This is a genomic window from Flavobacterium fontis (assembly GCF_900129405.1).
GTDB lineage: Bacteria > Bacteroidota > Bacteroidia > Flavobacteriales > Flavobacteriaceae > Flavobacterium > Flavobacterium fontis.
In genome coordinates, this window is record NZ_FQVQ01000001.1 from 334,351 (window position 1) to 346,612 (window position 12,262).

Genomic DNA, 12,262 nt, shown 5'->3' on the forward strand with positions numbered 1-12,262 from the left:
GTTATCTAGTGCGTAAGCAAACGACTTAACGCAGTTATTGATTTAAACAGTTTGTGGAGCCACTAGGTGACGAACTTTATGAAAAGGTTCGTGTGTGAAATGGTCTCGGTTTTTAATTTTTTCTGGGAAACGAACATGGTATTCAAATTCCTCTCTAAAGTGACGAATAGCAGCAGCTACTGGCCATGATGCGGCATCGCCCAACGGACAAATCGTGTTGCCTTCAATTTTGGATTGAATGCTCCACAACAGCTCAATATCTTCTTCACGTCCTTCTCCGTTTTCGATACGCCACAATACTTTTTCTAACCAACCCGTTCCTTCACGACAGGGGGTACATTGTCCGCAGCTTTCGTGGTGGTAAAAACGGGCAAAATTCCAAGTATTCCGCACGATACATGCCCGGTCATCGTATACGATAAAACCGCCAGAACCCAACATAGATCCCGTTGCAAAGCCACCGTCTGATAAACTTTCATACGTCATCAAGCGGTCGTCTCCGTTGGCAGTTTTATAAATTAAATGTGCGGGTAAAATAGGCACCGAACTACCTCCTGGCACTAAAGCTTTTAAAGGTCGATCGGTTTCCATACCGCCACAATATTCGTCTGAATTAATAAATTCTTCTACCGAAATACCCAACTCAATTTCGTAAACCCCTGGTTTTTTGATATTTCCTGAGGCAGAAATTAATTTCGTACCCGTCGAACGTCCAATTCCTATCGCGGCATAATCGGCTCCAGAATTGTTGATAATCCAAGGCACTGCAGCAATCGATTCAACATTGTTTACTACGGTTGGATTAGCCCACAATCCGCTAATCGCCGGGAATGGTGGTTTCAAACGCGGGTTTCCACGTTTTCCTTCCAACGACTCAATTAAGGCCGTCTCTTCTCCACAAATGTAGGCTCCTGCACCGCAGTGTACGTACAAGTCCAAATCAAATCCAGATCCTTGAATATTTTTACCTAACCAACCTGCGGCATAGGCTTCTTGAATCGCGCGCTCAAGAATTTTGTATACCCACATGTATTCACCGCGAATGTATATATAAGAAAGGTTGGCTTCTAATGCGATACTTGAGGTAATCATTCCTTCAATCAATAAATGCGGAATGTATTCCATCAAATAACGATCTTTAAAAGTGCCCGGTTCTGATTCGTCGGCATTGCAAACGAGGTGTCTAGGTTTTCCTGATTTTTTATCAATAAAACTCCATTTCATTCCCACGGGAAATCCAGCTCCACCGCGGCCGCGTAATCCTGAAGCTTTTACTTCTTCAATAATGGCTTCGGGAGTCATTTTTAACGCTTTCTCGACGGAAGCATAACCGCCTTCACGACGATATACTTCATACGATTTAATCCCAGGGACATTTATTTTGTCCAGTAATATCTTTCTTCCCATGATGCTATTTGTCGTAAAAAGTTATATTACCCGCTTTGCAGTCGTCAATGAGCTGATCAATTTTTTCTTTGGTCAAATGTTCGTGATAGTAATCGCCCAATTGCAACATCGGGGCATACCCACAGGCTCCCAAACATTCTACGCCACGCACTTCAAAAAGGCCGTCGGTAGTGGGTTGGGCAATTCCTACATTGAGTTTTTGACACGTATAATCCATCAAATCTTCCACACCGCGTTGGCAGCAAGGCGAGGTTTGACAAAATTCCAACATATATTTTCCTACGGGTCTTTGGTTAAACATGGTGTAAAAAGTCACCACTTCATAGACCTCAATAGGTTTTAATTCCAAAATTTCGGCAACTTTGTTTTGGAGTTCTATACTCAACCAGTTGTCATGAGCGTCTTGGACTTCATGCAAAACCGGGAGCAGTGCCGACTTCTTTTTGTCAGCAGGATAATGGCTCACCAACTCATTGATACGGGCCATCAAGGCATCCGTAATATTTATTTCTTGGGTGTAATGGTGTTTTTCCATAAGATTAAGCGTCTAATTCGCCTGCAATTACATTTAAACTGGATAAGATCACAATAGCATCCGAGAGCATGGCTCCTTTAATCATTTCAGGATAGGCTTGGTAATAAATGTAACAAGGTCTTCTGAATTTCAAACGATAAGGAGTACGACTACCGTCAGCAATTAAATAAAAACCTAATTCACCATTACCCCCTTCAACTGCATGGTAAATTTCTTCCACGGGAACAGGAACTTCTCCCATAACAATTTTGAAATGGTAGATTAAGCTTTCCATGTTGTTGTATACTTCATCTTTGGGAGGAAGATAGTAGTCAGGTACATCCGCGTGATGGGGTCCCTCAGGAAGTTTGGCAAGGGCTTGACGAATGATAGACAAACTTTCCCAAACTTCTGCATTTCGAACACAAAAACGATCGTACGTATCGCCCGATTGTCCTACGGGAATTTCAAAGTCGAAATCGTCATAGGAAGAATAGGGTGCGGCTTTACGCACATCGTAGTCAATTCCTGCAGCACGGAGATTCGGACCCGTAAATCCGTATTCCATGGCGCGTTCAGCGGTGATCGGACCTACATTTACCGTACGGTCGATGAAGATTCGGTTGCGTTCGAATAAGTTTTCAAATTCTTTCCAAGCTACGGGGAATTCTTCCAAGAAGACATTGAGTTTGCGGAACGCTTCCTCCGACCAATCGCGTTCAAAACCGCCAATACGGCCCATGTTGGTCGTTAATCGTGCGCCACAAATTTCTTCGTAGATTTCATATATTTTTTCACGGAATTGAAATACATAAAGGAAACCTGTGTAGGCTCCAGTATCCACACCGAGAATAGAATTACAAATGATATGGTCGGCAATACGCGCCAATTCCATCACAATTACACGTAGGTATTGCGCTCGTTTTGGAACTTCAATTTTCAAAAGTTTTTCAACCGTCATCCACCACGCCATGTTGTTGATGGGGGAGGAGCAGTAATTCATGCGGTCGGTCAATACATTGATTTGATAGAAAGCGCGATTTTCGGCAATTTTCTCAAAAGCACGATGGATGTAACCTACAGTAGGTTCGGCATCCAAAATGCGTTCCCCATCCATTAAAAGAATGTTTTGGAAAATACCATGCGTGGCGGGGTGTGTTGGCCCCAAATTGAGAATTGAAAGTTCGCTACCGTCTTCGTTGCGACGACTTTCAATAATCTTGGCATATCGATGTTCCGGAGGTAAGAGTAAATCGGACATGTATGAGTGTGAATTACATTAACAATTAGCGGGAGTTCTCCCAAAGAATCGGTCGTCTTTGTCGGTGCGTCCACTGTCTTCCATGGGGAATTCTTTACGCATCGGAAACGATACCATTTCATCCATATTTAAGATGCGTTTCAATTGCGGGTGGCCTTGGAAGTTTATGCCATAAAAGTCATACGCTTCTCGTTCCATCCAATTGGCACACAAAAATAAATCGGTGATCGTAGCCACTTCTGGATCTTGATTGAGATAGGTTCGCACACGAATGCGCGTGTTTTCGACCCAATTATGAAGTTGATAAACCACTGCAAATTGATGGTCATCATCGTTGTCGGGGTAATGTACTCCTGCTAAGTCAGTAAGGAAATGGAAGTTTAATTCTTCGTCTTCTTTCAAAAAACGAATCACTTCATGGATAACAGAAGCATCTGCTTCAAACGAAAAAATGTCACGCTGCATTTCAAAGCAACGCACGTGTGCGCCAAATTGACCGGTGACTTTTTCCTGAATGTGAACGGTTTCTATAGCCATAATTACAGGTTGTAGGAAGCTAATAATTCTTTGTATTCGGGGGAATTTCTTCGACGAACTGATTCGTTTTTCACGAGGTCTTGCAATTGCATAACGCCTTGTACAATTTGTTCGGGTCGCGGAGGACACCCCGGTACATAAACGTCTACTGGGATTACTTTATCAATGCCTTGCAATACCGAATAGGTATCAAAAACACCTCCCGATGAGGCACAAGCCCCCACAGCAATAACCCAGCGCGGCTCACTCATTTGTTCGTATACTTGACGTAATATCGGCGCCATTTTTTTGGAAATGGTTCCCATCACCAATAACATATCAGCTTGTCGTGGTGAGAAACTTACACGCTCCGAACCGAAACGCGCCAAGTCGTAGTGCGATGCCATGGTAGCCATAAATTCAATACCACAACATGAAGTGGCAAAAGGCAACGGCCAAAGGGAATTAGCACGCGCTAAACCGACAACATCACTTAATTTAGTTGCGAAAAATCCTTCGCCTGTGACTCCTTCTGGTGGAGCTACCATTTTGGGTGTATTATTTTCCATAGCAAAGAAGTTTTATTCCCATTCCAAGGCTTTCTTTTTGATGATATAAAAGAAACCTACAAGAAGAAGGGACATGAAAATAATCATTTTAACCATACCATCGTAGCCTAATTCTTTGAAGTTTACCGCCCAAGGATAAAGAAAAATCACTTCAACGTCAAACAAAACAAATAGGATGGCTACCAAGAAATATTTTACAGAAAACGGGATACGGGCATTACCAATCGATTCAATACCACATTCGAAGTTTTTGTCTTTGTTTTGGGAATGTCTTTTGGGTCCTAAAAAATTGGAACCAATGATTGTTAACGCCACAAAAGATACAGCGATGCCAACCTGAATTAAAATTGGTAAAAAGTCAGTTTGTGTAGACTGCATACGACTCGTTTTTTAACATTTTTAAAATAGCCACAAATATACGCCTCAATATTGAAAACGCAAAGATGTTAAGACCCCTTTATGAATTATTCAAGCGAAAATGTTTATTTAAATTTATTCTAAATAATAGCACTCCTACATCAAAAAAAAACACTCCGTTTCGGGAGTGTTTTCATTCGGTAATCTGAAATCTATATGTTTAGTTTTCAATAATTACTACGTCAATGGCTAATTTTCCTTTGCGACCGTCTTCTTCAACGTAAGACACATGATCACCTTCTTTTAAGCCTTCTGATTTTAAACCGGTAGCATGAACAAAAATGTCCTTCCCAGTTTCGTCATTTACGATGAATCCAAATCCCTTAGACTCATTGAAAAATTTCACTTTTCCTGTTTGCATTGTAATGGGTAATAAATTAATTCGGCTAAAGGTAAACTTAAAATTTGATACCACAAATTTTTAATGTTAAAATAATAAAAACTTTACAAAAAAATATTTTTACTATTGAAAAGTGTGTTTATAAACGGCTTTGAATTGTGTGAAAATGACAAAAAAATAACGCAAGTGTTGCTAAAAAACCACGCTTGCGTTACGTTGAACGGGAATCTCTTAAAAATTAGGCAAGTCGAATATGAAGTTCGCTTAATTGTGCATCATCAATGGGTGACGGGGCGTCAATCATCACATCTCTACCGGAATTGTTTTTCGGGAAAGCAATGAAATCGCGGATCGTTTCTTGTCCCCCTAAAATGGCCACCAATCGGTCTAAACCAAAGGCTAATCCACCATGCGGAGGGGCGCCAAATTGGAAGGCATTCATCAAGAAACCAAATTGAGCCTCTGCTTGTTCTTTAGTGAATCCTAACAACGAAAACATTTCGGCTTGTAAAGCCTTGTCGTGAATTCGAATGGATCCACCGCCAATTTCGTTTCCATTTAACACCATATCGTAGGCATTGGCGCGCACTTTTCCGGGATCGGTTTGTAACAGCGCTTTGTCTTCGGGCTTGGGTGAAGTAAAGGGATGGTGCATGGCATGATAACGCCCGCTTTCTTCATCCCATTCCAATAACGGGAAATCAACGACCCACAACGGCGCAAATTCATCGGGTTTACGCAATCCTAAACGTGTGGCCATTTCCATTCGTAAAGCCGATAACTGCGAACGTGTTTTATGCGCTGCCCCCGACAATACCAAAATCAAATCACCAGGTTGCGCTTGGGTGGCTTCTGCCCATTTTTTTAAATCGGTTTGATCATAAAATTTATCTACAGACGATTTTAATGTACCGTCGGTTTCGTATTTGACATAAACCATGCCTTGTGCTCCAATTTGGGGTCGTTTAACCCAATCAATCAGCGCATCGATTTCTTTTCGGGAATAGCCTGCACAACCCGGTACAGCAATTCCTACGACCAATTCGGCCGCATTGAAAACTCCAAAATCTTTGTGTTGCGCCACCGCATTGAGTTCGCCAAATTTCATATCAAAACGAATATCGGGCTTGTCATTTCCATAGGTTTTCATGGCATACTCGTAGGTCATGCGCGGAAATTCAGCCACTTCTATGCCTTTTAAGGTTTTTAGTAAGTGACGGGTCAATCCTTCAAATACATGTAAAATATCTTCTTGTTCCACAAAGGCCATTTCACAGTCAATCTGCGTAAACTCGGGCTGACGGTCGGCACGCAAATCCTCATCGCGGAAGCATTTTACAATTTGAAAATACTTATCCATACCGCCTACCATTAACAATTGCTTAAACGTTTGTGGCGACTGTGGTAAGGCATAAAACTGTCCTTCGTTCATGCGACTAGGAACCACAAAATCACGTGCGCCTTCGGGAGTTGACTTGATCAAATAAGGGGTTTCAATTTCACAAAAATCCAAACTAGATAAATAGTTTCGAACTTCCATAGCGACCTTGTGGCGAAACAACAACGCATTTTTTACAGGATTTCGGCGAATATCTAAATACCGGTACTTCATGCGTAAATCTTCACCTCCGTCGGTTTCATCTTCAATGGTGAAAGGCGGAAGTTGCGCTTCATTTAAAATCGTAAGTTCTGCAACCAAAATTTCGATATCACCCGTAGGCATATTTGGGTTTTTGGATTCCCGTTCAATGACGGTTCCTTTTACTTGAATCACATATTCGCGTCCCAGTGATTTGGCTTGTTGAAACACTTGAGCCACCGTGCGTTGCTCATCAAAAATTAGTTGCGTAATCCCGTAGCGATCGCGTAAATCGGCCCAAATCAAAAATCCTTTGTCGCGGGTTTTTTGTACCCATCCTGCCAAAGTAACTTCTTGTCCTACGTGCGCTGCATTCAAGGCGCCACAAGTATGTGTTCTATACATGTTTCCTGCTATTTGATTGAAATCGTTGTTTTGCATTCAAAATTCGGTTGCAAAAGTAACGAAAAGCCACGACAACTGCATCGGAAATTACAACTTTAGCGTGTTGTAGGTAACCCAAAGTGAACCGATGTTAAAATCGATACGCTCACATTTTTTTCGTTACCTTTGGTTGGTATTAATGACGATAACTATTTTTTGTATGAAAAAAATGCTAGGCTTCATAGCCGTTTTGTGTAGTACGTTGGTTTGGGCGCAAGACCAAGTCGCGTTGAAATTCGAAATTACCAATCGTATTGGCGATGTGGTGTACATCAAGAACAGTATGGGTAAAGATGTGCAGCAAATTAATGTGAATGACAAAGGATTCTTTGAGGCGCGTTTTGGCGTCGCCGAAGGGATGTATTTTTTGTTTGATGGTGCTGAATACGCTCGCTTGTTTTTGAAAAACGGGTTTGATTTAACCGCTCAATTGGATGCAAAAGCGTTTGATGCCACGCTAAAATTCAGCGGTAAAGGAGCGCCTGAAAATAATTTCTTGGCCGACAAAACCCGTCAAGATGCAACTGTGGAAGCTGAATTTATGAAATTGGAAACCGATGAAGCCGTCAATCAGTTTTGTGAACAGCAAAAAAATGCCATTTATCAAAAATTGGAAGCAGGCACGTTTGACCCCAAATTTGTGTCGAATGTGAAGTTAATGGCGGTGCAAGAGTTGATGCAACTGAAGATGTATTTTAAAGAGTCGAAAGCCAAGTCCAAAATGAATGGAACCAAAGCGCCAAACTTTGAATACGTCGATGTGACGGGTAAAAAGGTGAAGTTGGAGGATTTCAAAGGACAATATGTATACATCGACATTTGGGCAACGTGGTGCGGTCCCTGTCGCGCGGAAATTCCGGCGTTGAAACAAACCGAAGCCAAGTATCATGGGAAAAAAATTGCCTTTGTGAGTATATCTGTTGATGTGGATAAGGATTTTGAAAAATGGAAAAAGTTTGTGGCCGAGAAGCAATTAGGAGGCACACAATTATTTGCCGATAAAAATTGGGAGTCCGATTTCATGAAGCATTTTGGTGTAACCTCAATTCCCCGATTTTTACTCATCGATCCCCAAGGAAATGTGGTCAATGCCGACGCAAATCGCCCTTCAGATCCAAAATTAACCGCTATATTGGACAAATTGCCTTTGTAGTCTGTTTTACGAATAAACTTCTGAAACGCCCGTAAACACTAGCACGGGCGTTTTTTTTGACTCCTGCCCAATGTTAAATTTTTCCCTAATGTTACCAAATTGTTAAGCGAATGTTTGGTTTGTGTAAAATAGTTCGATACATTTGTGTATCAATAATTTGAAAAACCTACTAGAAAATGAAAAAGTATATCGTAATGGCAGCTGTGTTAATCGGTGGATTGGCTACTGCGCAGCAAAAGCAACCGGTGTTGGAGGAAGTGAATGGTATGGTAAAAGCTACCTATTACTATGAAGATGGAAAAGTACAACAAGAAGGCTTCTTCAAAGACGGTAAATTAGAAGGAAAATGGATTTCTTACGATCAAACGGGAAATAAAATTGCAATTGCAGAATATACCCAAGGTGAGAAAACCGGAAAATGGTTCTTCTGGAATGAGCGCAATCTATCGGAAGTAGATTACTCACAAGGCGCTATTGCCGAAGTGAAAGTCTGGAGTCGTGAGGCGGTTGCCGACAAAAATTAATAAAGGATATTGATTCAAAAAAAAGGGACGTTCTATTTGAACGTCCCTTTTTTTATGCTTCCGCTTCCAAGCGTGCTTTTCTTCGATCACGCAAACGGTATTTGATGCGTTTCACTAAGAAGAACATCACGGGTACAATGACTAAGGTAAGAATCGTCGCATAGGTGAGTCCGAAAATGATGGTCCACGCCAATGGCCCCCAGAAAATCACGTTATCACCTCCAATAAAAATATGCGGATTCAATTCTGTAATCAACGTAAAGAAATTGAAATTCAATCCAATTGCGAGCGGAATTAACCCCAATACAGCGGTTAGCGCCGTTAACAATACAGGACGTAGACGTGATTTACCCGATTCTACAATGACTTCTTTGATTTCGTCTAAGGTTAAATCGTCGTGACTTTCCACTCCTTTTTCCTCCACTTTTCGATCCATCAACAACACGAAGAAGTCCATAAGTACGATACCATTTTTTACTACAATCCCTGCCAGCGAAATGATTCCCATCATAGTCATCAGGATAACGAAATCCATATTAGCAATGACATAGCCATAGAATACACCGCTAAAACTGAGCAATACGGTAAACAAGATGACCATGGTTTTGGAGATGGAGTTGAACTGTAATACGATAATCAACGTGATTCCCGCAATAGCCAACAAGAAGGCAATATTTAAAAACGCTTGGTTTTTGCCTTGTTCCTCTTGCACGCCCGAGAAGCCATAATTAATGTCTTTAGGAAAGGGATAGCCTTCCAATTGTTGGGCAATGTCTTTGGTGATGGCATCGGCATTGTATCCGGTCAACACATTAGAATAAATGGTCATGACGCGCTTGTGATTTTTGCGCTTAATCATGTTGAAGGTGTTTGTTTTCTTAGTATCTGAAACCGCCGAAATGGGCACCTGCATGATTTGACCGTTGTTTGGATTGCGGAAGGTCAACGATTGATTGAATAAAATATTTTCATTTTTTCGTTGGTCTTCTTGCATTCGCATGACAATATTGTAGTCATCGTCGCCCTCTTTGTAGGTTGAAATTTCTTGACCATACACCGAACGACGTAAGGTAAATCCGAGTTGACCGGTTGAAATACCCAAACTTCCTGCGTTGGCACGATCGACGTTCACTTCAAGTTCGGGACTGTCTTTGTTGATGTCAACTTGAAGTTTTTCAATCCCTTCAATATTTTTAGCATTGAGGTAGGCAATGATTTTTTGCGCTTCGGCAAGCATGGCTTCATAATCTTCGCCTCGAAGTTCCAAACTGATTGGGTATCCTGCTGGAGGTCCGTTGGAATCTTTTTCAACCGTAACCGTTGCCCCCGGAATTCCTTTCACCGAGCGACGAATTTCCTCCAATAAATCGGCCGTATTAATGCCCCGACGAAATTTAAACTCCCTAAAGTTGACGGTTACTTTTCCTTTGTAGGGCGTTTCGTTGGCAGAACCCGCATCTACATTCGGATTTCCAGCACCAACACCCACTTGCGATACGATGGATTCGGCCAAGAAGTTTTTCTTCTCTTGGGTGTCTACGTATTTGCTGAGAATACCGATGATTTGTTTTTCAACAAATAGCGTTGCTTTATTGGTTTTCTCAATATCGGTTCCTTGTGGGTATTCAATATAAGTAATGACTTGATTGGGAATATTATCGGGGAAGAACAATACTTTCCGTGGGAAAATTCCCAACAACACAAACGACAATACCAACATACCAATGATTCCAAAAAAAGCATACCAAGCGCGTTTCCCGGTGAGGATTTTTGCCAAAAACACTTTGTATTTTTCTTCCATTCGAGGAAAGAAGCTGTGCTGAAAATCTTGTGTCCATTGGTAAATTTTCAAATGGTAGGCCCACATCATCCCCAATACCAAGACCGCAATGTGTCCCATTGATTTCAAGAATACACTTCCTGTGGTATAGCCTGCAATAAGGAAAATCACAGCACCCAATCCGATAAAGATGGAGTTGCGTTTCAATCCTTTTCGTTTGATATTTCGGTCTTCAATGTCCATCGAACCTCCTGTCATGGCGGCATTGACTACCATCGCGACAAATAACGAGGCGCCCAAGGTTACCGATAGCGTTAGCGGGAAGTAAATCATAAATTTACCCATCGTGCCTGGCCACAAGGCAAAAGGCAAAAACGCCATCAGGGTAGTCGCTGTTGAAGAGATTACCGGCCATGCAATTTCGCCAATACCCAATTTGGAGGCTTGAATGCGCGACATTCCTTTTTTCATATTGGCAAACACGTTATCGACCACTACGATTCCGTCATCAACGAGCATTCCGAGTCCCATAACCAAACCGAAAAGTACCATCGTATTTAAGGTTTTACCCATCGAGGCCAACAAGGCAAAGGCAATAAACATGGAAAGTGGAATGGCAGCCCCAACGAAAAGTGAGTTACGTAAGCCCATGGTAAACATCAACACCAACATTACCAAGATGATTCCAAAAATGATGTGGTTGGACAATTCATCTACTTGGTGTTCAACGCGAGACGATTGGTCGCTGGTTAACTCAATGGTTAAATTTTTGGGCAAATAATTGGCTTGCGCTTCCGATACTTTTTCACGGGCTTGTTCAATGGCCGAAATCATATTTTCGCCCGAGCGTTTTTTCACGTTCAGCATTACGACTTCTTTCCCTTTTTCGCGGGCATAGGTGGTGCGCTCTTTTTCTTTAAAACGAATGGTAGCAATATCTTTTAGGTAGACCGAACCGCCAAATGATTTTACAATAATATCATTCAGTTCGGCGGGGTCTTTCATTTCTCCGATGATGCGAATGTTGTTGCGCGACCCTTGCGAAATTAAGTTCCCTCCTGAAAGGGTCATGTTTTCATTGCGGACCGTACTTTGAATATCGTCAAAGCTCACTTGGGCTGCTGTCATTTTGAAAATGTCAACCGCAATTTCCACTTCTTTATCGTCAACCCCTAAAATCTCCACCTTTTTAACTTCGGGGACTTCTTCGATGTCATCTTGAAGTTTTTCCCCAAACTTTTTCAATTGTTGTGCGGTATAATCTCCTTTCAGGTTGATGTTTAAAATTGGCACTTCTTCTGAAATGTTCAATTCAAAAACATTCGGTTCTACCTTACTTCCGTTGTCAAGGTTCGGCCAATCGGTATCGGCTTTGGCATTGTCTACTTTGTCTTTGATTTTTTGTTTGGCCAATTCAATGCCAATCTTATCGTCAAATTCGACAATAATCATTCCGTAATCTTGAAAAGAGCTCGAGGTGATTTTGTTTACTCCACTGATGTTTTTAAACTCTTTTTCCAAGGGTTTGATGACCAATTTTTCCACATCTTCGGCCGAGTTCCCTGGGAAAACCGACGAAATATAGACCTTGTTTTCAATAATTTCTGGAAAATCCTCCCGCGGCATCGTAATGTACGAGTAGATTCCAGCCACCACGATGATAAAGGTGAGAATGTAAACCGTTACGCGATTGTCTACCGCCCAACTGGATATGCTAAATTCTTTGTTATGTTTGCTCATGTTTGTTGTTATGAGATG

Annotated in this window: 11 protein-coding genes; 2 read left to right on the forward strand and 9 right to left on the reverse strand. The window is 41.6% G+C overall.

From position 1 onward, the window contains the following. Positions 1-42: 42 nt before the first annotated feature. From nuoF to aspS, 8 genes are all read right to left on the reverse strand, one after another. Positions 43-1,407 (reverse strand): NADH-quinone oxidoreductase subunit NuoF, encoded by a 1,365-nt coding sequence (gene nuoF, locus BUC17_RS01495; RefSeq protein WP_073360745.1) that lies wholly within the window; start codon positions 1,405-1,407, stop codon positions 43-45. Positions 1,408-1,411: 4 nt separating this feature from the next. Next, a complete protein-coding gene (locus BUC17_RS01500; protein WP_073360747.1) occupies positions 1,412-1,942 on the reverse strand; it encodes a complex I 24 kDa subunit family protein in 531 nt (176 codons plus the stop codon). A gap of 4 nt (positions 1,943-1,946) precedes the next feature. Next, positions 1,947-3,182 (reverse strand): NADH-quinone oxidoreductase subunit D, encoded by a 1,236-nt coding sequence (locus BUC17_RS01505; RefSeq protein ID WP_073360749.1) that lies wholly within the window; start codon positions 3,180-3,182, stop codon positions 1,947-1,949. 18 nt (positions 3,183-3,200) lie between these two features. Beyond that, the gene (locus tag BUC17_RS01510; RefSeq protein ID WP_073360752.1) at positions 3,201-3,719 is read right to left on the reverse strand and encodes an NADH-quinone oxidoreductase subunit C; all 519 of its coding nucleotides are present in this window, start codon (positions 3,717-3,719) and stop codon (positions 3,201-3,203) included. A gap of 2 nt (positions 3,720-3,721) precedes the next feature. Continuing rightward, on the reverse strand, positions 3,722-4,267 hold the full coding sequence (locus BUC17_RS01515) for an NADH-quinone oxidoreductase subunit B (RefSeq protein WP_073360754.1): 546 nt from the start codon (positions 4,265-4,267) through the stop codon (positions 3,722-3,724). A 12-nt stretch (positions 4,268-4,279) separates the two neighbouring features. Next, positions 4,280-4,645, reverse strand: a complete 366-nt coding sequence (locus BUC17_RS01520) for an NADH-quinone oxidoreductase subunit A (protein ID WP_073360757.1) — start codon at positions 4,643-4,645, stop codon at positions 4,280-4,282. Positions 4,646-4,844: 199 nt separating this feature from the next. Further along, complete coding sequence (locus BUC17_RS01525; protein WP_073361190.1) at positions 4,845-5,045, reverse strand: cold-shock protein; 201 nt, start codon at positions 5,043-5,045, stop codon at positions 4,845-4,847. A 217-nt stretch (positions 5,046-5,262) separates the two neighbouring features. Continuing rightward, on the reverse strand, positions 5,263-7,008 hold the full coding sequence (gene aspS / locus BUC17_RS01530; protein WP_073361192.1) for an aspartate--tRNA ligase: 1,746 nt from the start codon (positions 7,006-7,008) through the stop codon (positions 5,263-5,265). A 199-nt stretch (positions 7,009-7,207) separates the two neighbouring features. Here aspS and BUC17_RS01535 point away from each other — a divergent pair, with 199 nt between their 5' ends. Together BUC17_RS01535 and BUC17_RS01540 are read left to right on the forward strand one after the other, a co-directional pair. Then, on the forward strand, positions 7,208-8,200 hold the full coding sequence (locus BUC17_RS01535; protein ID WP_073360760.1) for a TlpA family protein disulfide reductase: 993 nt from the start codon (positions 7,208-7,210) through the stop codon (positions 8,198-8,200). A gap of 176 nt (positions 8,201-8,376) precedes the next feature. Beyond that, entirely contained in the window at positions 8,377-8,724 is a 348-nt protein-coding gene (locus BUC17_RS01540) for a toxin-antitoxin system YwqK family antitoxin (RefSeq protein WP_073360763.1), read from the forward strand. Between the two features lie 52 nt (positions 8,725-8,776). Here BUC17_RS01540 and BUC17_RS01545 read toward each other — a convergent pair whose 3' ends face one another. Further along, on the reverse strand, positions 8,777-12,244 hold the full coding sequence (locus BUC17_RS01545; protein WP_073360766.1) for an efflux RND transporter permease subunit: 3,468 nt from the start codon (positions 12,242-12,244) through the stop codon (positions 8,777-8,779). Between the last annotated feature and the right edge of the window lie 18 nt (positions 12,245-12,262).

What these genes read in the sequence shown, in the direction of transcription:
- nuoF (WP_073360745.1), bottom strand. Translation starts at nt 1,407, where the DNA reads ATGGGAAGAAAGATATTACTGGACAAAATAAATGTCCCTGGGATTAAA.
- BUC17_RS01500 (WP_073360747.1), bottom strand. Translation starts at nt 1,942, where the DNA reads ATGGAAAAACACCATTACACCCAAGAAATAAATATTACGGATGCCTTG.
- BUC17_RS01505 (WP_073360749.1), bottom strand. Translation starts at nt 3,182, where the DNA reads ATGTCCGATTTACTCTTACCTCCGGAACATCGATATGCCAAGATTATT.
- BUC17_RS01510 (WP_073360752.1), bottom strand. Translation starts at nt 3,719, where the DNA reads ATGGCTATAGAAACCGTTCACATTCAGGAAAAAGTCACCGGTCAATTT.
- BUC17_RS01515 (WP_073360754.1), bottom strand. Translation starts at nt 4,267, where the DNA reads ATGGAAAATAATACACCCAAAATGGTAGCTCCACCAGAAGGAGTCACA.
- BUC17_RS01520 (WP_073360757.1), bottom strand. Translation starts at nt 4,645, where the DNA reads ATGCAGTCTACACAAACTGACTTTTTACCAATTTTAATTCAGGTTGGC.
- BUC17_RS01525 (WP_073361190.1), bottom strand. Translation starts at nt 5,045, where the DNA reads ATGCAAACAGGAAAAGTGAAATTTTTCAATGAGTCTAAGGGATTTGGA.
- aspS (WP_073361192.1), bottom strand. Translation starts at nt 7,008, where the DNA reads ATGTATAGAACACATACTTGTGGCGCCTTGAATGCAGCGCACGTAGGA.
- BUC17_RS01535 (WP_073360760.1), top strand. Translation starts at nt 7,208, where the DNA reads ATGAAAAAAATGCTAGGCTTCATAGCCGTTTTGTGTAGTACGTTGGTT.
- BUC17_RS01540 (WP_073360763.1), top strand. Translation starts at nt 8,377, where the DNA reads ATGAAAAAGTATATCGTAATGGCAGCTGTGTTAATCGGTGGATTGGCT.
- BUC17_RS01545 (WP_073360766.1), bottom strand. Translation starts at nt 12,244, where the DNA reads ATGAGCAAACATAACAAAGAATTTAGCATATCCAGTTGGGCGGTAGAC.